At 55.9% G+C, this 24,103-nt stretch carries 22 protein-coding genes and 1 tRNA gene; 19 read left to right on the plus strand and 4 right to left on the minus strand.

Translation table 11 applies throughout. From position 1 onward, the window contains the following. Positions 1–4: 4 nt before the first annotated feature. Positions 5–81, plus strand: a tRNA-Pro gene (locus tag IE00_RS09425). 362 nt (positions 82–443) lie between these two features. On the opposite strand, the gene IE00_RS09430 is transcribed toward IE00_RS09425, so the two are convergent. Together IE00_RS09430 and IE00_RS09440 are read right to left on the minus strand one after the other, a co-directional pair. Further along, positions 444–1,517 (minus strand): IS110 family transposase, encoded by a 1,074-nt coding sequence (locus IE00_RS09430; protein WP_072296814.1) that lies wholly within the window; start codon positions 1,515–1,517, stop codon positions 444–446. A gap of 953 nt (positions 1,518–2,470) precedes the next feature. Further along, entirely contained in the window at positions 2,471–3,724 is a 1,254-nt protein-coding gene (locus IE00_RS09440; protein WP_083554211.1) for a DNA cytosine methyltransferase, read from the minus strand. 295 nt (positions 3,725–4,019) lie between these two features. On the opposite strand from IE00_RS09440, the gene IE00_RS20805 reads away from it, so the two are divergent. The 4 genes from IE00_RS20805 (at position 4,020) to IE00_RS09460 (ending at position 7,451) form a co-directional block, all read left to right on the plus strand. After that, positions 4,020–4,226 (plus strand): helix-turn-helix transcriptional regulator, encoded by a 207-nt coding sequence (locus tag IE00_RS20805; protein WP_205949663.1) that lies wholly within the window; start codon positions 4,020–4,022, stop codon positions 4,224–4,226. Next, on the plus strand, positions 4,226–5,284 hold the full coding sequence (locus tag IE00_RS09450) for a Cfr10I/Bse634I family restriction endonuclease (protein ID WP_205949664.1): 1,059 nt from the start codon (positions 4,226–4,228) through the stop codon (positions 5,282–5,284). Before IE00_RS20805 ends, IE00_RS09450 begins: the two co-directional genes overlap by 1 nt. A gap of 338 nt (positions 5,285–5,622) precedes the next feature. Further along, positions 5,623–6,828: a DUF262 domain-containing protein gene (locus IE00_RS09455; RefSeq protein ID WP_083554213.1), complete on the plus strand. Its 1,206-nt coding sequence runs from the start codon at positions 5,623–5,625 to the stop codon at positions 6,826–6,828. Between the two features lie 8 nt (positions 6,829–6,836). Beyond that, positions 6,837–7,451, plus strand: a complete 615-nt coding sequence (locus IE00_RS09460) for a HEPN domain-containing protein (RefSeq protein ID WP_072296815.1) — start codon at positions 6,837–6,839, stop codon at positions 7,449–7,451. Between the two features lie 163 nt (positions 7,452–7,614). Here the strand turns inward: IE00_RS09460 and IE00_RS09465 are convergent, their stop codons facing one another. Continuing rightward, positions 7,615–8,697 (minus strand): HEPN-associated N-terminal domain-containing protein, encoded by a 1,083-nt coding sequence (locus IE00_RS09465; protein WP_083554215.1) that lies wholly within the window; start codon positions 8,695–8,697, stop codon positions 7,615–7,617. Between the two features lie 489 nt (positions 8,698–9,186). Between IE00_RS09465 and IE00_RS09470 the strand changes: the two genes are divergently transcribed. After that, on the plus strand, positions 9,187–9,885 hold the full coding sequence (locus IE00_RS09470) for an aspartate/glutamate racemase family protein (RefSeq protein WP_072296817.1): 699 nt from the start codon (positions 9,187–9,189) through the stop codon (positions 9,883–9,885). Positions 9,886–9,936: 51 nt separating this feature from the next. Further along, positions 9,937–10,446, plus strand: a complete 510-nt coding sequence (locus IE00_RS09475) for a GNAT family N-acetyltransferase (protein WP_072296818.1) — start codon at positions 9,937–9,939, stop codon at positions 10,444–10,446. 73 nt (positions 10,447–10,519) lie between these two features. Here IE00_RS09475 and IE00_RS09480 read toward each other — a convergent pair whose 3' ends face one another. Next, positions 10,520–11,107, minus strand: a complete 588-nt coding sequence (locus IE00_RS09480; protein WP_072296819.1) for a recombinase family protein — start codon at positions 11,105–11,107, stop codon at positions 10,520–10,522. A 293-nt stretch (positions 11,108–11,400) separates the two neighbouring features. Here IE00_RS09480 and IE00_RS09485 point away from each other — a divergent pair, with 293 nt between their 5' ends. From IE00_RS09485 to IE00_RS09530, 12 genes are all read left to right on the plus strand, one after another. Next, positions 11,401–12,015 (plus strand): plasmid pRiA4b ORF-3 family protein, encoded by a 615-nt coding sequence (locus tag IE00_RS09485; protein WP_072296820.1) that lies wholly within the window; start codon positions 11,401–11,403, stop codon positions 12,013–12,015. Positions 12,016–12,055: 40 nt separating this feature from the next. Then, positions 12,056–12,250 (plus strand): hypothetical protein, encoded by a 195-nt coding sequence (locus IE00_RS09490; protein WP_072296821.1) that lies wholly within the window; start codon positions 12,056–12,058, stop codon positions 12,248–12,250. A gap of 77 nt (positions 12,251–12,327) precedes the next feature. After that, entirely contained in the window at positions 12,328–12,582 is a 255-nt protein-coding gene (locus IE00_RS19740) for a hypothetical protein (RefSeq protein WP_139291377.1), read from the plus strand. 175 nt (positions 12,583–12,757) lie between these two features. After that, a complete protein-coding gene (locus IE00_RS09495) occupies positions 12,758–12,964 on the plus strand; it encodes a helix-turn-helix domain-containing protein (protein WP_083554244.1) in 207 nt (68 codons plus the stop codon). Between the two features lie 312 nt (positions 12,965–13,276). Beyond that, positions 13,277–13,684, plus strand: a complete 408-nt coding sequence (locus tag IE00_RS09500; RefSeq protein ID WP_240493833.1) for a hypothetical protein — start codon at positions 13,277–13,279, stop codon at positions 13,682–13,684. After that, positions 13,681–15,816 carry a DDE-type integrase/transposase/recombinase gene (locus tag IE00_RS09505; RefSeq protein ID WP_072296824.1) on the plus strand — a complete coding sequence of 712 codons (2,136 nt, stop codon included), beginning with the start codon at positions 13,681–13,683 and terminating at the stop codon, positions 15,814–15,816. The genes IE00_RS09500 and IE00_RS09505 overlap by 4 nt, the downstream gene beginning before the upstream one ends. Beyond that, positions 15,806–16,756, plus strand: coding sequence for an ATP-binding protein (locus tag IE00_RS09510; protein WP_072296825.1), 951 nt, complete (start codon positions 15,806–15,808; stop codon positions 16,754–16,756). The genes IE00_RS09505 and IE00_RS09510 overlap by 11 nt, the downstream gene beginning before the upstream one ends. Beyond that, positions 16,756–18,552 carry a TniQ family protein gene (locus IE00_RS09515; RefSeq protein WP_072296826.1) on the plus strand — a complete coding sequence of 599 codons (1,797 nt, stop codon included), beginning with the start codon at positions 16,756–16,758 and terminating at the stop codon, positions 18,550–18,552. The genes IE00_RS09510 and IE00_RS09515 overlap by 1 nt, the downstream gene beginning before the upstream one ends. 636 nt (positions 18,553–19,188) lie before the next feature. Next, positions 19,189–21,336 (plus strand): AAA family ATPase, encoded by a 2,148-nt coding sequence (locus IE00_RS09520; RefSeq protein WP_083554219.1) that lies wholly within the window; start codon positions 19,189–19,191, stop codon positions 21,334–21,336. Further along, positions 21,333–22,274: a hypothetical protein gene (locus IE00_RS19745; RefSeq protein WP_139291378.1), complete on the plus strand. Its 942-nt coding sequence runs from the start codon at positions 21,333–21,335 to the stop codon at positions 22,272–22,274. Before IE00_RS09520 ends, IE00_RS19745 begins: the two co-directional genes overlap by 4 nt. Before the next feature lie 1,110 nt (positions 22,275–23,384). Further along, positions 23,385–23,678 (plus strand): transposase, encoded by a 294-nt coding sequence (locus tag IE00_RS09525; RefSeq protein WP_072296828.1) that lies wholly within the window; start codon positions 23,385–23,387, stop codon positions 23,676–23,678. A gap of 33 nt (positions 23,679–23,711) precedes the next feature. After that, positions 23,712–24,103 (plus strand): IS3 family transposase (locus IE00_RS09530; RefSeq protein WP_139291379.1); only part of this gene is annotated, 392 nt, incomplete at its 3' end.

A 24,103-nucleotide genomic window follows, 5' to 3' on the forward strand; every position in this document is an offset into this window, starting at 1 on the left:
CGGTCGGAGCGTAGCGCAGCCTGGTAGCGCACCTGCTTCGGGAGCAGGGGGTCGGAGGTTCGAATCCTCTCGCTCCGACCATTTTCCCGATGTTCTGTGGCACATAGTTCTGCCTTTTCTGTCAGGCACTCTGCCTCTCGGGCTTGCCAGCTTGACGAAAGCGGACGGACAGCGATCGGCGCTGCATCGACGCGAGGAGCCCTTATGTATGTGCCGGCTGCTGTTCGCAATTAAGAATTTGGCGTGGCTGCGGAAGTCGCTCATATGTATCCGGCCTGTTGGATCGGCTCGCGGGCCGTTGCCATGATGGGGTTACGCACGCGCCTTGGTCTCATTAGCCGCAAGGCCTCCGGCGGCCCAGTGGGCTCTCAGACTCTGGGGGCGTAGTTGATCCGTTCCATGCTGTTCTCTCTTTCGCGAACTCCGTGATGGCAGAGGAAGGCTCAGACGGCTTCCATCGCCATGTCTCTGTTTCTCTCAGCATCGGAGCTGGTGCCGTGGCGCAGGATGCTCCAGGCGGTCCGGGCCAGCTTGTTGGCTAGCGCAATGGCGGCCTTGTTGCCGGGCATGCGTGCCACTGCGGCAGCCAGCCAATCGCCGAAGCTGAAATTCGGCCAAAGGTGGGGACGCATCATGATGATCCGCGCCGCCTGAACCAGCAACATCCGCAGATACCGACTGCCCCGCTTGGTGATCCGGCCGAGGATCGTTCGGCCGCCCGTGCTGAACTGCTGGGGGACCAAGCCGACCCAAGCTGCAAAGTCGCACCCGCGGTCAAAAGCCTCCCCCTTGCCGATGGCAGTAACCATCGCTGTCGAGATCATCGGACCGACGCCGGGGATCGACATGATCCGCATGCAGTTCTCTTCGCTGCGGCTGATCTCCTTGATCTCGTCAGAGATCCGGTCGATCCGCTCATCCAGCCCGCGCCAGTCGTCGCGGAGCCCGATCAGTACCCTGCGCATCCGCGGCGAAATCTCCTCTTGGCGCTGATCGAGGATCGCCTCGAACGAGTTGTTCAAAGCCCGCAGGCCAGAGCGCACGGTGATCCCTTGCTCGATCAGGAAGGCGCGGATCTGGTTGATGGTGGCGGTGCGGCGTGACACCAGGCGGGACCTGATCCGGTGCAGCGCCTGTAGGTCCAACTGATCCTGATCCTTCTCCGGCACGGCCCGCAAGTTCGGGCGCAGAGCCGCTTCGGCAATGGCCTCGGCATCGTTGTAGTCGTTCTTCTGACCCTTGTTGAACGGCTTCACGTAAATCGCTGGAATGATCCGCTGCTCGAAGCCAAGTTTGCGCAAGCCTCGGCTGACGAAATGGGCACTGAGGCAAGCTTCCATGCCGACGATGCACCGTGGAAGCGCATCAAACGTTTCTTGCAATGCGAAGCGCTTGATCTTTCTTCGCAGTACAACTTGGCCGGATCGGTCAAAGCCGACCAGGTGAAACACGTCCTTGCCGATGTCGACACCGACGACAGCGAGGTCTTCAAGGCTTCCTTGTTTCTTGGCACACATGGCTGCTTGTCCTTGTTGCACGGTTGATCCCGGTTCAGGATAACACGAGGGTCAGGGAAGCAGCCGGCACATCCCATTAGCCGCCGGCCATGGGTGCGAGGTTCGAAGGGCATCAATCCCTCTATCTTCGTATCCCTCATGATATCTCCATGATATCGCCTAATCGTGGAGCTTTCACGATGAGGTTTGATTTAAAGTCGTCCAAGGAAATATGTCTGATATTTGATCTGTACGGACGCTGGTCGATAGCGAAAGCATCAATGCTAAAGCTTTGATCGCCCTCTATGAAAAGCTGCCGATTACAGTCGAAGAACTCGCCCGTGACTACCGGGGTTGGAAGTGAGCTGTTCCATCCCGGATGATCACATAGACCTTCGTCGGACCGCGCTGTTCGTGGCAAGATCGATCTTGGGCAAGTTTCGGGACGGGAGGCGAAGATACTGATTTCGCTTCACAAGCAGGCAGCGACGACACCGCAGATCCGGGCCGCGATCCAGGCAAGCACTGAGCCGGCCTGGATGGTGGCGGAGCGCTACGGCATTTTCATGAAGACTGTCTGGAAGTGGCGGAGCCGGGACAGTGTGCATGACCTAAGCCACCCTAGCAACCTATGGCAAGCTGGCCGGGCATCCGGCGCAGCTGAATATGGGTGATGCCCTGTCCTACGCCTGTGCCAAGGCCTATCACGCCCCGTTGCTCTACAAGGGCGATGATTTCGCCAAGACGGACCTGGCCTGATGCTGCAAGGCGAGCTTAAAGGCGCTAGACAAGAAATAAATGGCCTAGAGCTTTGTCTCTGTCATAAGCAGATTTATGTAATAGCTATTCCCAAGACCATAAGGAAATCACCGGCGAAGCGCGGTAGGCATACCTGAGCCTAACGCATTAAACCGCGGTGTAAGTGTCCTGTCACAATCTCTAATTTGAAAAATTGTTACGAGGCCGAGCCTGTGTCAAGCTAGCGCGGAATCGCTTGAACGCTGCTTGAGTACTACAGTGGGTATATCGGACAGTACCCTCTGTAATTGCGCTCCGGAATCTTCGAAGCGACTGTCACAAACCTCGAGAACGCTCTTGATCATGCGCGCTGCAGTGTAACCAAGAAGCGGCGGAACGGCGTTCCCAACTTGCTTTAGCTGCTGCCATTCAGAGCCCTTAAATACAAAACCGTCGTGAAAACTCTGCAGACGCGCAGCCTCTCGTACAGTAATCCAGCGCTCTAACGAAGGATGAATCCACTCAGATAGGTCGCGGTGCATCTGCGCCAAAATTGTGTGGCTCGGCAGGTCAGGATGCAGGCGGCGCCACTTTTCTGGACGCGCGTTGTTCCATATTTCCACTGGAAGGCTGTTTGCCTTGCAGCCTGGCTTCAGGAACGAAATTAGGTGCCGCCGCTTCTCCCGCATCTCCTTCGTGTGGTGATTGTGAAGAAGAGCGTTGACTGAGCGGCTGACGCCGCGGCGTCGCTTTGCAGCCATGCTATACGGGAAGCTCGCAGTGTCCAAACGCATCGATTTGGCAAAAGCGGAGAGGCTACCCGTCGCTGCAGGATAGGCCATCGTCTGTCCAGAATGTACAATATCTGCGGGCAAGTCACCGATGGCTTGGCTCACTGTCACTGTCGACTTTACCTGCATCTTTGTGAGCAACGCCATCGCGTACTCATGCAATGAAAACGGTAGATGCAGGTCGTCTCGAGTGCCAAAAAAGAACACACGTTCACGAGTTTGAGGCACGCCATAATCGGCGGCGGACACCTTTACGTAGGTGATGTTGTGATAGCCGAGGCTGGCAAGGTGCTTAAGAATTTTGTCCCGGAAGTACCCCTTCTTCATAACAAGCAGGTTCGGCACATTCTCCATTAGCAGCATGCGCGGCCGGAGCGTCTTCACTATGCGTGCAAACTGAAGATACAGCTCGTTTCGATCATCGAAGAGGTCGCGCGGCCCGATTTGACTGTATCCTTGGCAGGGAGGCCCCCCGAAGACAAGGTCCACGTCCTGCAGGCGGTATTGAGCTTCGTGACCGGCGCCCTTCTCGAGAAAGTCATGGATATCACCCTCAAAAAGAGGGGTCTTCGGAAAATTGTGACGGTAGGTCATGCAGGCATAGCGATCATTCTCAACGGCTACCGCGACCTCAAAACCGGCGAGCTCAACTCCTTCGCAGAAGCCCCCGCACCCCGAGAACAGGCTGACTGCCTTCACAACACGAACCTCATCGTTGCCGGTGACACTAAAGGATTAATGATCCTCGATCGTGAAGCGAAAGTACAAGGAACATTAGAAGAACACAAGGGCTGCATGAGTCGCCAGGCCGTATCTAGAAGTATAATGAAGTTTTGTTCTAGCGTCACAGGTCCTTGGTGTCGAGCAACCAAACTCACCCGCACAGACGGAGTCGTAATGGGATTTATAGTCCGTAGCATTCCTGCGCCGATGCGTGTTGATTGCGCCTTTTCAGGGAGCAATCGTGAACCTAGCTCGACACTTCGGATCAGCTGTGCGGCAGCAGCGTATCCTACTCCGGCTGTCGCAGGAGGAACTGGCAGACCGTGCCGAGCTGGACCGAAGCTATGTCGGCCGAATTGAAAGAGGCGAGCAGAACGCCACTCTCGAGACTGCGCAGAAGGTTGCAGACGCGCTCGGTGTGGGCCTGGACGTCCTATTTGCGATCGCTCGCGAGTTAGCCACGGACAGGAAGAACTGATGGCACGCATCTTCCCGCCAGCTCCCGATCCGGGCGCACAAGGCGTCATCTGCGCTGCCTGCCACCTAGCCGGCACAGGTTGCATCCTTGATGCCCGGGTGAACCAAATCCGAGGACGCAATACCAAGTTCCGCATTAATCAGGATCGGCTGGTGGACTGCGCCTTTGGCAGCTATGTCCCGGGGTGCGACGGCGACCCCGATCCGGAACGGCCGTTCGCCATTTACCGCGCCCAGGCCATTGCAAACCTGCATGCCGCGGGTGCCATAAACTTCCCCGACGTGGGAGACGAGCTCGGCTACCGCGCAGGAAGCATCAATGCCCAAGCGCTTGCGAAGGTGCAGGGGGACATATACGAAATTCTAGAGGCCGCCGCGCTTTGGAATGCGGCCGCTGACTGGAACGCCTTCATGGACACTGGGTTTTGGCCTGCTGGTCCGTTCGAGCAGCCTGCGGGCTCCGTTCCCACACCGCTCCGTCGCATTGCCATCGTCAAGCTGCCCAGAAATTACGACTCTACGCGACTCCTTACCAATGCGTCTCGGGCGGCCTACCAAGCGTTCCAGCAATCGCTCGAGCGTCAAGGTATGGTGCTACGGCTCTCCTCACCAGATATCGTCGGCGTCCGCATCCCTGATCCAATGCCTGATGCCTATCAGAGCTTCCTGCGACGCCTGCCGGACCTTTCCATGGCAAATTATCGTCTCCTCCAAGGGGCGCACCAAGCCATCGAAGGCACCCTCGATGGCCGAAACTTCCTCTTTGCCATCGCAGTTAAAACCTCAACTCGGAGCGACAGGCTCTACCAGCCACTGTTTGAGGCAAACGTGCTGAAATTTATCATCGGTTTCGTACTAAGGGGCTCCTCGCTGCGGTTCCACGCGCACATGGAGAACTTCGACGGCGCCGACGTTGAGGGCGCATACCGAGCGGCGTCGCTCCCGTCGCTACTGCTTGGTGGCAGGCCGCAGAAGGCCATCGATAAGCTGTACCAAGCGGTTAACCCGCGGGCGACTGCGCAGGAGATCCTGAACGAAATGCCTCTTTTTCCATTGTAGCTTTTCGTGGGCCCATAAACCACTTCGATCAAACGAAACCCTAGCTAGATCGGCGTAGACCTAGCATTCCCGTACCTTCTGATGCGCCAGCCGGAGGCTACTAGCGCCTCCACTTTAAAGTGTCGCGAACCATGTTGTCGAATATTTACCGCCCGGGAGGCGCGGCGGTCGCCTCATAAGGGTCCGGCGATTTATTTAGCGCAGCAACGGCGTCTTTCTTAGGAGGCGGCGGATCTTCTTGAAGTCAGCTGGGGGTGACACGGCCATGCCCGGCAGGTAACGACTTTATGGGCAGGACTCGGTGGTCCAGGCCGGCACCATCGAAAGGGCGTATCACGATGAATGAAGTGGCGGACTGGGCAGAGCAGGTCGAACAGACATCTAAAAGCTGGTTCGACGGTACCGGAGAAGAAGAAGAGGAACTGAATGTAACGTTCAGGGACTATGAGATAACGTCGTCGCCGAATGATTTCAACATTACAACCATCGTGGACTTCGTGAACCGGGGCATCTTTGTCATTCCGGGTTTCCAGAGGAATTACGTTTGGGACATCAAGCGCGCTTCGCGGCTCATCGAATCCTTGATTGTTGGCCTGCCTATTCCGCAGCTGTTTCTCTACGAGGAAAAACGGAATTCGCTCCTAGTTATCGATGGCCAGCAGCGGCTGATGTCAATTTATTACTTCTTAAAAGGAAGGTTTCCCAGAAGGAGCAAGCGACCTGAGCTCCGGCGCATTATGGCCGAAAACAAAACGATCCCCGACAGGATCATGGCAGACGATACCTACTTCCAAAAATTCAACCTTGATCTCAAGTCAAGAGACGGAAGAACTCTCTCTCCGTTCCACGGGAAGAACTATGAGACGCTTGAGGAGAGCGCGGTCCTGGACTTACGGACTGTGCGCAATATGGTCATCAAGCAGAACCTGCCAGAAGAGGAGCGAGCCAGCTCAGTCTTCGAAATTTTTAGCCGCTTAAACACGGGTGGCGTGAACTTGCGCCCACAGGAAATCAGATCAAGTCTTTATCATTCTGAGTTCACCGAGGCTCTGCATAGGGTGAACCTGAATCCAGAATGGCGCCGTATAATTGGACTGCCAGAACCTGACTTGCATCAGAAGGATGTAGAGACCCTGCTGCGCGCCTTCGCGCTGGTCGCCGACGGAGACGCCTACAAGGAGCCTATGAGCGGGTTCCTGAACTCCTTTGCCAGGAAGTCTAACGCCATCCAGGGCGATAATCTCGTACTAGTGGAAGGCATCTTCGAAGCATTCTTTGTCAAGGCTCGTCATCTCAGTGCACAAGACTTCGAAGGTTTGGGCGGACGTTTCAACATCGCCGTTTTCGAAGCTGTGTTCCGAGCCGCCTGCACAGACGCTCTCGCGGCAAGCAACCCAGCTTTAGTGCACGGATTTTCAGCTGAACGGCTTGCGGAACTGAAGGCCGACAGGAGCTTTATTGACGCCTCCCGCTTCGGTGTCGGCCGAACTTCTTTCGTAAGGGACCGCTATGCCCGAGCAAAGGCCATATTACTCAGAAACTGAGGCTTAAGATGGGCGACTCATCTTTTATCGATGCCTTTTACACGCGGCATCTAGAGATGCACCAATACCTACTCGAGCAGAAGGAAGTTAGCTTTGCCTCTGACCTTAACACCACCTTTGCAAGGTCGCTAGTCCTCGCTATCGCGAGCTTCTTTGAGCACGAGGTAACTGAAATTGTTAGGCAGGTGCCCGCTGTCTATGCGAAAGGCCAGCCAATGATCGCAGCGATGATCGAGAAGAATGTCATCGCCAGGAAGTATCACACTTGGTTCGATTGGGATGCTCGCAGCGCGGGCCCATTCCTCGCGCTGTTTGGGAGCGAATACAAGTCTGCTGTACAAGCTAGGTTGAAAAAGGGTGGGTCAGAATACACTGCGATATCAGCGTTCCTTGAGCTTGGAAACATAAGGAATCGTTTGGTACACCAGAACTACGTCCAGTTTCAGGTTGAAAGGACTTCCGAGGAATTACATGCGTTGTTTCGAGACGCGCTGCCTGTGCTGAAGTTTATGAGGGAGAGCTTGGGAGTTGACACTGCGGTTCCGCCTGAAGATTCGGCAGACATAAGTGCAGACTCGAAGTCTGATTTGGCGACCTTATTCTATGGTAATGGCGCCGATTAGTTTCCAGCATCGTTAGTGGGGCAACGATATCGATAGCTCGGCGGGCGAGATGGACCTGAACGAATAGAATAAAAGGCAGTAACTTCGCAGTTTACATCCATAACCCAAAGCCGATCGCTTGAATGCGTGGCTGCTGCATGAAGCGCGCAGTCATGTAAATTTCTCATCGGCGTGCGTGCGTGACTTTAACAAGCTCCAGCCACGGAGTTCTAGTTCTAAATGGGTTGGATGGTGCTGCATCCACAACATCCTCTTGCCCAGCAAAGAGCACATAGTTTGTCCCTTTTTCTCCTGTTGCACTTCTATAACGAATTCCATCGACCTTCCCGCCTCCAAACTGAAAGTCTCGAATGAATTCTGTGAAAACTTGTGTCGGAATGTAGTCGACGTTTATGCGATCGCTTCTGTCGACAGACTGGACAATAAGATCGGAAAAGTCGGACAAAAAGCTGAGCATACGTTGCTTGATGCGATCCGTGGTAGAGAAGAAGCCGGGCACCTCTGGCAGGTTGGCCAGATCAAGAATTCGTATTGGGCGCCTGGTTTTGAAGGTGCCAATCGATGCCATTGAGTTTCTGATTTCCGCGACTGCCAACTGGCGCTTGTCTGCCCCATAAAACATCGAAATTCCGGGTGGATTCATTCGATTCGATTGAGTTGAGAATTCAGGTGGTGGAGGTCCTAGTTCCGATGGGGTGGAGATTTTTTGGCGCGCTGCTCGCGCCCGTGCTCGGAACAGTATTTGCCCAGATGGCATTTCGACTATCATTTTTGCTTTCTCGGCCTGTCTGCAAACTGTTTCAAGAAACTCGACAGGAGAGCGAGCATCAGGATCGCTCCCGTCCGATGCCCCGATGTCGTGAAAGAAGAATCGGCGATGGTGTTTGACAACGTCACAGAAGCTTACCCAAGAGAATCTCAGGCTCTTATCGGGTTCGAGAACAAGCCAATCGAACTCACACCAAGTGTCATCGCCGATGCCGTCAACAATCTCACTGAACAGTTTGTCGGCATCATCGCGCGGAAATTCTAGACAAACCTCGTCGCGTATCATGTCGTAGCTGTCGATGTGCCAGCCTTGATATCCACCTTCCCTTGTTTCATAGGGTAAATGGTCCGCAGCTCTACCGTAGAATGCGTCGATGCGTTGCAAGATGAAATCAACGACCTCGTTGAAGGGCATTGTAGCAGCGTCTTTCCGTCCGCAGAAATAGCAGCCTCTAGCTCCGCCGAAGTTGCGGATCATTGCCCGGAGATCTTTGTCTCCGAAGCATTGGTAGCACACGTTCTTTTTCACTATTTCGGTTCCGTAGTCCAAGCTGGCGCATCGTTATCAATCCACCATCAATCGATCGAGAGTGTACGTCGCCCTTGCGCACTAAAGCTTGCAAATCAGGCTTGAGCTTCTTCGTCAATAAACAGAACGGTTCCACTGTGTTGATCCTTAAGCGACCGCCAGACGTCAGATTCTCCGCCACCTTGGCTTGGCAATGTTGTAATACGGTACTGGAGAAGCCGTCAGAAAAACTAGCGTTTACTTGTGACCCTGTTACGCGACGACAGCCATGTGATCTCCATCGCTATTTGGCGCGACATCTTCAGCGCTAAATGACGCAGATGTTTGGCCGAAAAATAGCGAAGCAGACCTTTGTGCTTGATGCAGCATATGAACGCTTTGAGCCCTTTGCGGTCATTCACCACGACGGCTACCTTCTCGCTAGAAGGAGCATTTCGGATGAAGAAGATTGGAATGATTGGCGGTCTGAGTTGGGTCTCGACTGCCGAATACTATAGGCGCACCAATGAGATCATGCAGCAGGCGGCAGGGGGTGTATCCTCGGCTCGCATCGTGCTGGAAAGTGTAGACCGGCAAGAGTATGTGGACGCCGTGATCCTTCGGCGCGACGAGGATGCAGCTTGTCAGCAGATCCTTACATCGGCTCGCGCACTGGAAGCCGCAGGCGCGGATTTCATCGTCATCACCTGCAATGACGTCCATCGCTTCGTGCCAGCCATCCAGCCCGCTATCTCTATTCCTTTCCTTCACATTGCCGAAGTGACGGCTGCGGCCATTGCGGCGCGGGGCCTGCGGCGTGTCGCCATCCTAGGGGTGCGTAAGACGATGGAAGGTAACTTCTATGAGCAGATCCTTGCGCGGCATGGACTGGAAGCCCTCATTCCAAATGAGGGTGAAAAGACCTTCATTCACGACAGCATCTATGACGAGCTGGTTCAGAACCAGTTCCGGGATGAAACGCGGCAGGAGTATCAGCGGATCATCCGGGCTTTGGGGGCGCGAGGGGCCGACTGTGTTGCCTTGGCATGCACGGAGATCCCGCTCCTGCTCAAGCCCGAGGACGCGCCGCTACCTGCCTTCTCGACCACCGAGCTTCACTGCCAAGCGGCAGTTGCACGAGCGCTGAAGCTGGATTGATACCACAAAACCGTCTTTGCATTCATTTCCGCAGCAGGTGGAATTTTCTTCATGGTTCTTAGAGAGGCTCAATCGACAGATGCTTCAAGCATTGCTGCAATTTCTATTGAAGTTTGGATAGGCACCTACCTCAAACGAGGAGTCAGCAACTTTTTCGCAGACTATGCCCTGAGCGAGTTCACCACCATAAAGGTCGAGAGGCTGATAGCCGACCCTAACCACTTCATTCTCGTTTCAGAGAATGAGGAAGGCATTGACGGCTTTATCCGTGTGTCCTCCGACAGCACTGGGCCGGTGAGCGGCTGCTCGACTGTAGAAATCTCAACCTTCTACGTTCAGCCGCGGCATCATGGAAAAGGTATTGGGAAGGCGCTGCTGAATGCAGCAGTTGAGTATTGCCGCAACCGTGGGGCTGAGTCGGCTTGGCTGACGACGAACGCAGAAAACGCGCCAGCAATTGCCTTCTACCTCAAATATGGCTTTGAACACATTGGGGAGACCCAATTTCGCATTGGAAACATGGGCTATCTCAACAACGTCTATTCCTACCGCTTGGAATAACCGTGACCATCGTCAGGTCCGTCCCGCGAAGCGTAAGGTCATGTGGTGCGCAGCGAAGGGCCGCTATCGATAGCTATGATGCCTCAACACTTGGTGTGCGTTGTAGGACCCGATAGACGGTCGGCCGCGACACATCGAACAGCTCGGCCAGATCGCTGATCGAGTAATCTCCTGTGTCATACATGCGCCGAAGCTCTGTTTGGCGCCGATCCGACAGCTTTGGCTTCTTACCCTTCAGCTTTCCCTTCGCGCGGGCAACTGCCATACCCTCTTTGGTCCGCATGCGTATCAGGTCGGCTTCAAACTCGGCGAAGGTAGCAAGAATGTTGAAGAACATCTTTCCTATCGGGTCGGTCGGATCATAGACTGACGCACCCAAAGCAAGCTTCACCCCTCGCTTCGCCAGCTCGTCCGCGATGGCACGGGCGTCCGGAACCGATCTCGCCAGCCGGTCGAGTTTCGGGACCACCAGTGTGTCGCCGGTTCTGACGGCGGCCAGGGCCTGCGCCAGTCCCGGTCGGTCGCGGTTTGTCCCGGTCAAGCCATGGTCGGTGTAGATACGCTCCTGAACCACGTCGAGATTGCGAAGGGCAACCTTTTGTGCCGCGAGGTCCTGTTTGTCGGTCGAGCACCGGGCATAGCCAATGCGGGTTTGAGACATGGGCGCATCCTTGGAACGTGACTTAGCGAATTTGGGGTCTGGTGGCTCTCATTTGTAACGCAAAAGGCCCGGCTAGTGATAATATCATTGTACTAGCTAAATGAGAATCAGTTTTGCCTTCAAATACAGGGATTGGCTCGGAGGCAGTTAGGCGTCCGTTGAGCGATCCTCTTACGGACGCCGTCCGATCTGCTGTTCACGAGCCAATCGCATTCTGGGTGGGAAGGTTCACAGTTGCCGCCATGCCGGGCGCTTCTTATTCTGTCGTTTGAACTCTCGAGCAGGGCTCTCTCATGACAGACAAGATCGCGCGCCTTCGAATTGAACTGCTGCATCTTGAGCAATGCATCTGGCGCAGCGTGGAGGTCAGCCTGACAACCAATCTCCGGTCGCTGCACGAGGTTATCCAGGCTGTTATGCCGTGGGAGGTTTACCATCTGTATGAGTTCACGATCGGCGAACGGGCCTATGGAGAACCGGATCCAGAAGATGCAGTCTGGGGGCGCAAGATCTATCAGGCCAAGGGCATACGGCTTGGCAAACTCATCGCGCGCGGCATCACTGAGCTACATTACACCTATAATTTCGGCGATAACTGGCAGCACAGCATTGTCGTTGAACATGTCGAGGATGCCGATCCAGCCACCGACTATCCGCGTTTCGTCGCCGGTGAACGCACCGCCCCACCCGAAGATGTCGGCGGGCCGACGGGCTTCATGAAATTTACCAAGGCAATCGCGAACCGTCGCCACCCGCAGCATAAAGACATGGTCCGATGGTACGGCGGTCCGTTTCATCCGACTGACTTCGGCGAGGCAGAGGTCGCGGCGCGCGTCCGCGACATCGCCGCGAAGCGTAAAGTCGCGCTCGACGCCTTCGCGCGCAGCCGACAGGCTCGACAGGCGTAGTTTCATAGAGGCATCTCATAGAGGATCAAGGAGAGCCTAGATGACAGCACGACATCATCCGGACAGTCACGAACTGGATGACTGGGGCCTTTATGGGCCGAAAGATCCTGAGATCAGCCGGATCGTCGGTTGCCTTGCGCTGGATCACGGCCTGCGGGTCCGCGAGATAGAGGATCTGATCCTGCAGGCGCTGAAGGACCGTCTTGCCTTGGAAGAGGCGCGTCCGAAATCGTGACGCTGCACTCTTGATGGAATGAGCGTTTCGTTAAGAGTTGAGGATGACGGAGCCAGCAGTGGCAGGGGGAGGACCGCATGTCTGAGCCGCGCGCCAACCGGCGTTTTGTCAAGAGTGACGGGATCGCGCCCGTAGATGCCTATCAACGCGCGCGGCTACCTGTCACGGAGAGATATGCTGTTTCTTCTCGCCGCAGCCCTTGCGGCATGGGCCGCACCACGTCGGAAGAATTTGGTGGCACTAGAGCCATTGAGCTCCAAGGTATTCTTTTTCAAGACGCCATGTCTATTAAAAGGCTGGACCTTTTCGATTTGCCGTCACTGCAAATATAAATTAATGGTTCAACATTTCATTTATATGCAATATAAAAATTATTGTTTATAAAAATATTTGCTTGGTTTCTCAATAATTAATTGACGAAGCGAATCACCCAGAGTCTATAGGGTAAGGAATGTTGGACCACTATTTCGAGAGGCCCCGATGTCGGTCGATCTGCAACGCCATCAAATGCTGAAACTTCGGCTTCGGTCGAAAGGCAGCTCGCTCGCGCAGGTAGCCCGAAATCTAAGCGTGCTTCAGTCCAGCGTTACCGTCGTCAGCCAAGGCTATCGGAGGTCGCATCGGATACAAGAAGCGATTGCGACCGAACTTCAGACAACGCCATCTGATATTTTTCCAGAACGTTATACTGAAAGGGCGGACATTTCGCACTGATCCTCTCGGCAACGGAAAAGGCCCTCCTGCGCTAACAGGAAGGCCTTTGAAATAAGACGTCGTTTGGTACCGACCCTTATTTCATCCCCCGAGTCGAACGAAAAGTCAACCCGCCGGATCCTAATCCGGCGGGGCCGTTCAACACATTTAAAACAAGGGGGAGTTGGCCCCGCCCGTAACTCCGAACCTTCGGTGCGCTGGCGGGGCACTCCAGACATCATGAAAACAAACCTAATCTACCGTGGCCCGGAAGCGAGTCACGCGACGCGTATGATCTCGCGCCGATCAAAGGCCAGCCTGCGTGGCGCGCTCATGGCGATGCTGCCAGGTTTTGAGCGCCCGCGCATCATCCAGTTCGAGAGTGCTCTCGAGTACGCATTTTTGCGCCTGATGTTGGTGCGCGAGGATGTGCATCACATCTGGGAGCAGCCGACGGCCGTGACGTACATCGATGCCGGTGGGCAGCCGGTGTCGCATGTATTCGACTTCCTCGTGACGAAGGCATGCGGAGAGCGCATCGCGGTGGCCATCAAGCCGATGGAGCGTGTGATCGGGCGGAATTTCGTCTCTGAGTTGGAGCGGGTGGCCGCGGCAACGCCGAAGCATTTTGCGGACCGGGTCATGCTGATCACGGATCGGCATCTTGATCGTCGTGCTGCTGCCGAGGCTGCACGTCAGCTGGCTCGGTCGCGTCCTACTCTCACGGAGGTGGCGGCATGAACACCAAAATCCGTTTCTCGAAATCTGACCTGATCACCGCGGCCGGCGTCGCCATGCGCCCGCTGGAAATCGATGACAAGGGCGGGTTGTTTGAGCGCTTAGGCCAACCCGGCATTACCGAGAGGCTGTCGCATGAGGAGCTATCGAACCTGCTCCGTCGGCCTGATACGTCCTACGTGGCGGGCTATTTCGATCGCGCTGTGCAAGATCTCCGCGGCCGGAAACCGTCTGATGTCATCAACATCCTTGCCGATCCGATCCGGCGCCTCGTGATCTGGCGAAAGGCAGTCTGTGACGCCTTTCTCTCCCTCGAGGCATCTGAGAAAATCAACCGGACCCATGAGGGCTATCTTAGGGGCAGCGCGCAATTGGCCGCTGAGGTAGAGCGACGTGTAGGCGAAGGTATGTCTGCGGGGAAACTACCCCGACCTGGCGCGGACGTCGTCACACGCCAGCTTCCAGGCAGCCGCACTGCATTTGGGTGGATGCGCGAGTATGAGCGGGCGGGGTACTCCGTCGTCGCGCTGATACCGGAAACGCATCGCTGCGGTAATCGCTCGTTGCGATGGTCGTATCATACCGAAGCCTTGATGAACCAGGTCATCGAGATTTATGCGGACACTCAGCGTCCTACCAAAGCACTGGCGGTTGCGGGGACTCGGCGCCTGTTCTTCCGCGAGAACGAACGGAGATTGGCAGCTGGAGCCGCACAGCTGGTCGTGCCCTCAGCTTCCAGTATCGACCGGCGCCTGAGCCTGGCAGACCCGTATTATGTTTATGCCAAGCGGCATGGCACCGCAGCCGCGAACGCCAGATTCACGCTGTATGAAAATGGCGTGGATGTTCAGCAGCCTCTCGAGCGGGTCGAGATGGATGAGAACCGCCTCGATGTGATCTCGCTCCTGACGCTCAGTGGCATCTGGGATCACCTTCCTCCGGAAAGGCAGGAACGGTTCGAGTCCGGGCGTCGCTGGCTCTATGTCGCCATCGACTGCGCCACGAGGTGTATCCTGTCCATGCGCTTGGCTGAGACACCGAACGCTGGTGATGCGGTCAGGGCGCTGCGGGAGATCTTCATCGATAAAACGCCAATGGCGCGTGCGGCCGGGTGCGAAAGTACTTGGCACCACCATGGCGGAGTGCAGGCTATTGTCACCGATCAGGGGACAGCATTCACTTCCGATGATTTCCAAGGGACTGTCCTGTCGCTTGGCATCACTGCCCTCCTGCCGCCCGCGGGGAAGCCTTGGCTTCGGGCGCACATCGAAACATTTTTCCGGACATTTGGACACAAGTTGATGCCACTTCTTGTCGGCAGAACTTTCTTCGACATGATCCAGCGGGGCGACTACCCCTCGGAGAAATTGGCCTGCCTTTGCGACGCCGATCTGATCACCGTCCTGCTGACCTATGTCGTCGACATCTACCATAATGAGGGTCATGGCTCGCTAGGCGGGGAAAGCCCCAATCAGGCTTGGGCGCGGTTGGTCGCCAAGCATGGAACGCCTCCAGTTCCGGATGGACTGACCCTGCGCCGTGCATTCGGCAGGCCCCTTCAACGCACGCTTCGCGGTGACGGCGTTCTGTTCTCGGGTTTAAGCTATAATTGCGAGGCCCTTCGCGAGGCCTTTCTGCATTCCCCGCAACGGAACGTGGAAATCCGGGCGGACCTGCGGGACATCGGCTGGATTGCTGTGAAGGTCGGTGCCACCTGGCACCCCGCTCTAGCAAACCAAGGCGGCTTCGACGGCGTCAGCTACGATCTGATGCAGGAGGCGACCCGGACGCTGCGCATCAAGAATCGCCGGGAAGCCGAGTTGGACGCACCAAAGGTTCGCAGGGGCATCGAGCGCATCTCGGACACCACTCGTCAGGCGTTCGAGCTTCAGGAACTGACCCCGTTCCACACGAAGGATGTGGATGTGGAGCGCAACCAAGCCGCCCTGCATTACCCGGTTCGATCCGATGCAGAGCGCCTTGGGAACAGGGCCGCGTCTACGGATCCATTGGTGGACGGCATGCAGATCACGCCATCCACGCCCATGCCGCCAGACATCCCAAAAGATGAGGCTGATCAACAGGTGCAGGGTCGGGTGCGTCGGAACCGTTGGAGGTTTGACGATGACCAGTGACAGGATCAAACAGACCGCCCAGAAGATCGCGCTCCTGCGCGATCACTTCATCCACCATGACCGCTTCGAACCACTAGAGAACCGTTTTTCGCTCCTGATCGAAAAACGGCTGGCTGATTGCGAGGCGGGACGGACAAGTGAGGCTCATGGTCTGGCTCTCTCAGGCCCGTCTGGCACCGGGAAGACGTCGGCAATGGATCAGCTCATGATGCGGGGCCGCCAGCGGCTCGATCACTTTGGCCATCAGAGTTTCTCAAACTTCAGCATCCGGGTACCGTCACCGGCGACGCTGAAGTTCGTCGGGCAGACCCTGTTACGGGCGTTGGGCTACCAGATCAGTTCAGAACGCCAGGCGTGGTACATCTGGGATCTCGTCCGGCACCATTTAAAGGAGCGCAAAGTTCTTTTCGTCCATCTGGACGAGGCTCAGGATCTGGCGTCCCGCGGAACGCGGCACGAACTGAATTCTGTTGCCTCCATGCTCAAGACGCTCATGACAGACCCGGAATGGCCTGTCGGCATTATCCTCTCGGGCACGCCAGAGTTGGAAGACATTCTGAACCATGATCCTCAGCTTGCCCGTCGTATGGACACAGTCCACTTTGAAAGCTTGTCACCGGTGGCGCATGGCAATGACGTCCTTGACCTGATCGAAAACTACTGCAGCAAGGCTAAGTTGGAGCCTGGCCCGGACATTCTCGAACTTGCGCATGGGGAGCGGTTGATCCATGGGGCTGCAAATCAGTTCGGGTTGGTCATCGAGCTGACCCTGGCTGCCATCGAACAAGCTTACCTTGCTGATGTATCTCGGCTGACCCGTAGCCATTTCTCCCAGGCTTATCACCTGCGCACGTCGTGCACTGACATGTTCAATCCGTTCGTCATTCCGGATTTCTACCGCATTGATGCGCGGCAGGTCTTTGGGAGAGAGAAACGGTGATGTTCAGGAACCTAAGGAGCCTCCCTCTGACGGTTAACTTGGTGTCAGGCGAGTGCGCCACATCATATGCATCTCGCCTCGCACGGCGAAACGGCGTCCCGCGGCTGATCACGTTCTGCTCTGACCTTGGTATTAACTACTTCGAGCTGGTCAACGGAGACGCGATTGAGGTCGAGCGGTTGGCGGCTTTGGGAGGGGTCGACAATGAACTATTGCAGCAAGGGACGCCGCAGCTTCTTGAACCTGGCTGGTTTCAGTTAGCCAACGAGCGGATCAAATTCACCGCGTTTAGCAGAACAACACTTCGATGCTGCCCGGCTTGCCTCTCAGAAGCGCAAAAATCCGGCGACGTCGCGCAGCCTGGGCTTTGGCAGCTTACCTCCATCAGAACCTGCGCAATACACGGGTGTTTGCTTGCTGCCCTGCCAAAGCCAGGCACCGTCAACGACACGTTCGACTTTGCAGCCATAATTGGTGGCTATGCTCCCACTGCGCCGGTCGAGCTGGCGGCGGGCGAAGGGACATTGACGCAGTACCTGCGTGACCGTGTCCTGCGGGGCAGGGGAAGCAGCTGGCTTGATCAGTTGCCTTTTCACGTCGCAAGCCAAACATGTGAAATGTTTGGGCTGCTCCTCACGGTGGGTCCTGACGCACAGCGCAAGGGTATAACTACGGGCGAATGGGCGGCCGCCGGTGCTGCGGGTTTAACGGTCCTTCAGGGCGGCCCCGACGCCTTCTCGGCCAAGCTTAAGGACGCTCAGTCGGCGCAGCCAATGGAGAATGGCTCGTACCGTGCGCGGCTTCGTGTGTTCTTTGAATGGCTGCGGTACCGCGATGACGATGCTGATTTCGACGTCATCCGCGACATTGTCAGAAAATTCGTATTCGAGAATTTCCCGATAGCGGAAGGGCAGATGGTGCTGGGTCATCCTTGCCCGGAGCAGATGGTCCATTCCATGGCTACCGCGAGAAGGATCTATGGCATTTCGAGCTGGCAACTCGGAAGACGCCTGGAAACAATCGGCCTCGCAAGGCGCAGCACGTCAGGGCAAGTCTACACTTTAGACCAGTATATTCCTGCCCAGATCGTCCAAAACATTGTCACAGAAATCGATGCTCTTCTCAACGCGACAGACGCTGGAAGACAACTTGGCATTGACCGCATATCCATCGCCATGATGACGAAACAAGGTCTGATTGCTCAATATTATGAGGGTGTAAGTTCCTCGCCCCTCTACCACCCCGACGAGTTGTGCAGGCTCATGGACAGGCTGCGTGCATTGGCATTGCGGGCCACAGGCTCAACCGACGACGTAGATATACCCACTGCCGCGCGCCGCATCAGTGTCCCCATGGAAAGGGAGACAGAACTCATCTTGCGATTGCGGGTGCCTTTAAGGGCAAGATGTCCGGAAGCGGCCAGTTTCCGAGATTTCGAAGTCTCCCTGCGGCACCTTCGAGACGCACTCGCCAGTGAACATGACGGAGCTGTCAAATTTGACGTTGCCGCCGAAATCCTGCAGGTCAACCGTCGTACAGTACGTATCCTGTTGAAGCAGGGGCTGTTAAATTCCAAGGCTGTTATAGATCCTGCAACAAGTCAGCTGCGGCGCTATGTCTGTTTTGACTCGCTTCAACAGTTCCAGGCAGATCACATCACGTCTGCCGAATTGGCTGCTCAAGGCGGTCATCTTCAAGGTTCGACATGTGTCACACGCAATGGTGGGCATGTCATGCCGCTTCCCTTGGACTATTGGTGTACGACTATCTTTCGACGACATGACCTAGGACTCTGAGCGATTCCGGACTGGTCCTGTCCCATACGCACGCCAAATCGTCGGCTAGCCGAGGCCGCTAGACGCTTGCAAATTAGCGTCCGCACGGTGCGCAGCCTGTTCGAAGACAGCAATTCTGGAGTCCCGCTTGGTCAAGGAGCAACAAGGCGCTCGAACACGACGCCATGTCACTACCTGATCGATCGAAGAGTTTGCGGATGAGTACAACATAACTAGACAATTAGTTGCACAGTCGGGTCGACTGCCTGGTGCCGAGGCCATCTTACAGACCGGTCGTGGCGTGCAGCCGTTTGCTTTGGCTGCCGGCCGCAACATGATATTCCGAAGGTTAGATCTGTGTTCCGCTTGTTAGGAGGCGTCCGCTGCGATTTGGCTAAGCATTGACAGTACGTACCCTAGCGACGTTCGTCACGGTGGCGGCTTCTGTCTGCTTGGTAGGCAGCGGACGGTCCCGCTAAACGGTACATATCGAGAAAAGACTACATATCGTGGCTTGTTCATCATCTCGTATCGACGGCATTCGAAGCTTCGGGCCCACGATCTGTGCTCGGTTGCAACCTCAATACACCTAGGGCAAATAGACATGAACTAAGGTTTTTGGGTACCGAGGTGTGTGTGAAATGAGGGGTTACTCGTTTGCGTAAAGTCGATCGCAAGAGTGTGCGGCAGCCTCTAATACTGGCCTCAAAAAGGGCTAAGGCTGCGTATCGTGAATTGGTAGCTCAGATAGATCCTGAAAATGAGGGTTCTACTCGTCGACCCAAGTTTGATACTGAACTGATACAGTCTCCCGAAGTTTTCGATGCGTTGACTTATCTGTTTGGAGAGGCATGCGCATACTGTGAGCAAAGACCTGGTCAGCTAGACATTGATCATTTCCGGCCAAGACAAGCTGCGAACGACGAGAATGAGAAAAACAGCTCGTTTCTGCATTACCTTTGGCTAGCGTACGACTGGAACAACCTCTATCTCTGCTGCCGAGAGTGCAATGCAAATAAGCGTAGTCGATTTCCTGTGAAAGGCCGTCGCGCGCCCGTCCTCTTCTCCCTCGACGAGATACGGGCGCGGGAGACAGCACTCCTCGTTGACCCTTGCCACGATCGGCTAGAGAAGCACTTTCACTTTGCTTTTGACGGGCTGTGCGTAGGGCTCAGTCTGGCCGGACAAACTTCCATAAAAATTTTGGATTTGAACCGGCTGCCCTTAGTATCTGCTCGGGCTCGTGCCATTCATAATGCGGTACAGGATGCGCTGTCGGGAGATTTCGGTCCTGACACCTTGTTCGACAGTAGGCGGCCGCATGTAGGGGCGATTGAACTGTACGCGCGTCGTATGACGCTAATCTTGTCCGATCACCTGGGAATGACCCGGCCTACATATGCAACGCAACTAATCAGCTTCTCCACATTGTTGCAGAGGGTTCCTGCTGACGAGCTTCCGAGGCTACTTTCAAGCCATGTGGAGGCCCCGCGAGCGCGTTCTATCCAATCGTACCTTTACGCGCCGGCATACTCCTCACAAAATCGCCGAAGATTGAACCGGGGGATTAAAACGATAACAATCGACAAGTTCAAAAGCATTGACCACCTAGTTCTCGATGTGAGCGAACATGGCGCCGACAGTTCTCAGGCGGGTAACCTTATGTTACTGGCAGACAATGCGGCAGGTAAGACCAGTGTGCTTCAGGCTATTGCATTAGCAGTTATCGGACCGGAGCAGGCGATACGCCTCGACATAGACCGCAACCTTTTGGTCCGCAAGGACCGTCGGACTTGGGGTCAAAGCGAGAAAGAACCAGCCCATGTGCGTGTCGACTTCCATTCGGGTGAGACTTCCGAAATCGTCCTAAACCCCTTTACCTTAGAGTTCTCGGGTCATAGTAGAGCTGTTGACGGCTTGATGGCGTATGGAGCACACCGACTCCTCGGGCGCAGGAAAGCTCGGGCAAAAGCGCCATCCAAGCGCATAGCCAGCTTATTCGACAGCTTGGCCGAGGTTCCGCATCCGGAGGATTGGCTCGCCGACCACCGGACCCCTTTCGAAATTGTGGCGCGTGCGCTTTCAGAAGTCTTGGTGCTGAATGAAGGTGATGGAATCACCCGTGACGTCAGCGGAAACGTGTCGATACAGACATATGGGCAACAAACACCGATCGACGTCCTAAGCGACGGGTACAGGTCGGTAATTGCTATGTCAGTTGACATGATCCATTGGCTTCTCCGTGATTGGCCGGACCTTGAAACGGCTCGGGGTGTCGTCCTGATCGACGAGATCGATGCACATCTCCATCCTCGCTGGAAGCTGCAGATCGTCGGTGCTCTGCGTGCTGCAATGCCAGGCGTACAATTCATAACTACTACCCATGATCCGCTGTGCCTTCGTGGTATGGGCAAAGGTGAAGTTGTGGTTATGAAGCGATCAACCACTCAGCGTTTCGACTTGATCACTAGCCTGCCAGATTTTCGCACGATGAGTGCAGAGCAGATACTGATGTCCGATTATTTCGGTCTAAACACGACATCCGATCCCTCCGCAGATATTCTGATTGGTACTACAGCCGATCGTTTCGCGACAAGACCGGACGGCGCTCTAACAGTTGCAGTCGATGAGGCACTTGACGGCCTCATGATTGGCGAAGGTCCGGAGCGTCAGGTAGCGGACGCCGCGTTGCTCAGATACCTCAGAGAGCGCAAATCGGCTTCCGGCGAGGCAGTTTCGAACATTCGCAGGGAAGCGATAGAAGCTGCGCTGAAGGCGATCCGAGCCGGCGACGCAAAAAAATGATATATTTGAAGCGCTTAAAAAAAGGGCCAGCCTGCCTCATTGGCGCTGCATCGGCCGGCACACTGGAGATCAACGCCGCCTCAATACATTACGCTACAGGAACGACAGAAACTTATTCGTTCGCAGTTTACCGGCGCCCTGAGGTTAAAACTGCACTTGAAAAGATGTCGAACACTAAATGTGCTTATTGTGAAACCATGTACGGCGCTGGTTACGACGGCGCGGTAGAGCATTATCGGCCTAAGGCCAGATTATCAACAGATCCGCATCCAGGATATTGGTGGCTTGCCGCATCTTGGTCGAATCTTTTACCGACCTGTCAACATTGTAATGAAAGTCGTCGACAGGTCGTTGTTCATGCCGACATGACGATGCGTGAGGCTGCTCGGTTGCATCGTGAGAGGCGGAATCTCACCACTGTTGGCAAAGCTTTGCAATTTCCGGTTCTTGGGTCGCGCAAGTTTCCAAAAGCAAGGAGTTTGGCAAGCGAAGATGCACTGCTCATCGATCCTACGAGGCGCGACCCTACCAACCATATCATGTTTCCGTCGGAGCTTGGTGTTAGCTTAGCTGTTCCAGCAGCAAGGCCGAGGGGCCCCGACGTCTACGGGCAAGCCACGATCAACATCGCCGCCCTCAACAGATATGAACTGGTCCGAGATCGTTCGCTACACCTAATGACACTTCGAAAGATTGTACTGCGCCTGTCTCGAGCAATAGATCGACAGGAAGCCGCAGATGCCAGTACGAACAAAGCGCTGCTTGACGCGGCAAGAGAAGATCAGGACGACGCTATTGCCGAACTAAGTGATTGGGCCAAACCCGACAAGCAATATTCCGCAGTGGCGAAAAGCTTGCTGCAGCGGGTAGAGCATTGGCTTGCTGCAGAGGCAGCAACACGGGTGAAGCTCGATATACCTTCAGTGGATGACTTGTGATTGAGCGCGCGTATGCAACCAACCGCACTGCGGCCCCGAATGGCAGACGAGAGATCCATGACCGACCGCGGCGGCAAGGAAGAAACGCATACTTTTGGAGAGAAGCAGGTTGGGTGATTGCTACGAGAATCTTTGCCTTGATGATGCCTGGCAGTCGAGAGGCTGCTTTTCAGAAATATGGTGATCGCGGGGGCCGCGATCGCTGATCCAGGAGACAGCCGCACCTCCGCTTCGCTCTGGCACAGCTGACGATCTTTCATTTCATTTTTCCGCCTGCCATCCGGCCGGCGATCCGAACACGGGCTCTGGTGCCGCTGCGCGTCAGCCTCCACGGAGAAATCCGGTTCCTCCCACGCGCGGGGCGCGCGGGTCCCTCCCAATTTCACCGCTCCGGCCCCGTGTGTCAGATCACCGTCCGGCCGCAGGTCGGGCTGCGCCCACCCTGCTTTGCCCTTCGAATGACATCAGGTCATCCAAAGTAAAAAGCAGCGATGGCTTCGCCACTGGCGGAACAGGAAGGAGCGCTACGACATGTCGGACAGCATTAAGACACAGGACGAAGATTGGGCTGCGGCCCATCAGAGGCAGACCTTTGTGACAAGAAAGGCAGGCCCGCCTTCGCATCGCGAACAGGCCCCACTGATTTCACGCAATTTTTCCCACCCCTGAAGGCAGGACTATCTGACACCTGCCACCCGATGTGTGGTTTGCCACGATAAACGTCCTTTTTGGTCACTAACCTTCCTTCTCGGCCAATTAAACCTTCCTCACCCCTGAGCGGCGACCCCGGTTGCATAGGAAGCGGACGTCCAAAGGGCGTGGAAGGATCGACGCAAAGAGCCCATCAGCGACATTCGTGCTGGCTGCAGCAAGTGCAGATGCAGTTGGAAGTGTCTGGAGTCGTGATCCTGCTTGCCGAATTCGGTGCGGAGAAAACATCGCTATTGGGAAGCATTGCCGGTCGGGTCGGGGTTGCTCGCGTCCGAGCCAGTGCTTTTCGCCCAAGAGCGCAACGCTCCAGTTCGACTTTTGAGCGCCGCTCTTAAATTCGGCCACTGACATAAGCTACGAATTTGGGTCAGCTGATCTTCGAGGGGAAGGAGATCAGAGATGTCGAAACGCCGGCAGCAGGCGCCTGAGTTCCAGGCCAAGGTCGCGCTGGAAGCCCTGAAGGGGGAGGAGACGGCGGCCGAGCTGGCCGGCCGGTTCGGGGTGCATCCGACGATGATCGATCAATGGAAGCGAGCCTTGCCGGAAGGGGCCTCCGGGGTGTTCGAGCGCGGGGGCCGCAAGAGGCCCGAGATTGGCGAGGAGCAGGTAAGGGAGCTCCACGCCAGGATCGGGGAGCTGGCCGTGGCCGCCTCTTTTTGGGAACGAAAGCTGAAGCCCTGGGGCGGGAAGTGATGAGGCATTGGAACGCCATGGGTCCGAGAGACGATGCCGAACGGCATGATCGAGCCGGACCTGTCGATCGGCCAGCAGTGCTGCCTGCTGTCGATCGCGCGCTCGTCTTTCTCCTCCACGCCCGAGGGCGAGACGGCGCTGGACCTCGGCCTGATGCCGATGGACGAGCAGTTCCTGGACACGCCGTTCTTCGGCGTCGGGCAAATGGCCTGGCATCTGCGCAACGACGGACAGCTGGTGAACGAGAAGCGCATTCGTCGGCTGATGCGCCTCATGCGTCCGATGTCGATCTACCCAAGACCCGATACCAGCAGGCCGGCAAGGAACCACAAGACCTATCCCTGTCTGCCGAGAGGGTTGCGGGTGGACCGGCACAACCAGGTCTGGTGCCGGGACATCACCTATCTGCCGATGCGGCGTGGCCT

It is taken from the genome of Paracoccus sp. SM22M-07 (assembly GCF_001887735.1).
Lineage (GTDB): Bacteria > Pseudomonadota > Alphaproteobacteria > Rhodobacterales > Rhodobacteraceae > Paracoccus.

Excerpts from the sequence above, each read along its gene's own strand:
- IE00_RS09500 (WP_240493833.1), top strand. The coding sequence starts at position 13,277 with ATGGCGATGCTGCCAGGTTTTGAGCGCCCGCGCATCATCCAGTTCGAG.
- IE00_RS09485 (WP_072296820.1), top strand. The coding sequence starts at position 11,401 with ATGACAGACAAGATCGCGCGCCTTCGAATTGAACTGCTGCATCTTGAG.
- IE00_RS09465 (WP_083554215.1), bottom strand. The coding sequence starts at position 8,697 with ATGATCCGCAACTTCGGCGGAGCTAGAGGCTGCTATTTCTGCGGACGG.
- IE00_RS09480 (WP_072296819.1), bottom strand. The coding sequence starts at position 11,107 with ATGTCTCAAACCCGCATTGGCTATGCCCGGTGCTCGACCGACAAACAG.
- IE00_RS09495 (WP_083554244.1), top strand. The coding sequence starts at position 12,758 with ATGCTGAAACTTCGGCTTCGGTCGAAAGGCAGCTCGCTCGCGCAGGTA.
- IE00_RS09460 (WP_072296815.1), top strand. The coding sequence starts at position 6,837 with ATGGGCGACTCATCTTTTATCGATGCCTTTTACACGCGGCATCTAGAG.
- IE00_RS09475 (WP_072296818.1), top strand. The coding sequence starts at position 9,937 with ATGGTTCTTAGAGAGGCTCAATCGACAGATGCTTCAAGCATTGCTGCA.
- IE00_RS09470 (WP_072296817.1), top strand. The coding sequence starts at position 9,187 with ATGAAGAAGATTGGAATGATTGGCGGTCTGAGTTGGGTCTCGACTGCC.
- IE00_RS09455 (WP_083554213.1), top strand. The coding sequence starts at position 5,623 with ATGAATGAAGTGGCGGACTGGGCAGAGCAGGTCGAACAGACATCTAAA.
- IE00_RS09505 (WP_072296824.1), top strand. The coding sequence starts at position 13,681 with ATGAACACCAAAATCCGTTTCTCGAAATCTGACCTGATCACCGCGGCC.
- IE00_RS09450 (WP_205949664.1), top strand. The coding sequence starts at position 4,226 with ATGGCACGCATCTTCCCGCCAGCTCCCGATCCGGGCGCACAAGGCGTC.
- IE00_RS09430 (WP_072296814.1), bottom strand. The coding sequence starts at position 1,517 with ATGTGTGCCAAGAAACAAGGAAGCCTTGAAGACCTCGCTGTCGTCGGT.
- IE00_RS09510 (WP_072296825.1), top strand. The coding sequence starts at position 15,806 with ATGACCAGTGACAGGATCAAACAGACCGCCCAGAAGATCGCGCTCCTG.
- IE00_RS09515 (WP_072296826.1), top strand. The coding sequence starts at position 16,756 with ATGTTCAGGAACCTAAGGAGCCTCCCTCTGACGGTTAACTTGGTGTCA.
- IE00_RS19745 (WP_139291378.1), top strand. The coding sequence starts at position 21,333 with ATGATATATTTGAAGCGCTTAAAAAAAGGGCCAGCCTGCCTCATTGGC.
- IE00_RS09490 (WP_072296821.1), top strand. The coding sequence starts at position 12,056 with ATGACAGCACGACATCATCCGGACAGTCACGAACTGGATGACTGGGGC.
- IE00_RS09525 (WP_072296828.1), top strand. The coding sequence starts at position 23,385 with ATGTCGAAACGCCGGCAGCAGGCGCCTGAGTTCCAGGCCAAGGTCGCG.
- IE00_RS19740 (WP_139291377.1), top strand. The coding sequence starts at position 12,328 with ATGTCTGAGCCGCGCGCCAACCGGCGTTTTGTCAAGAGTGACGGGATC.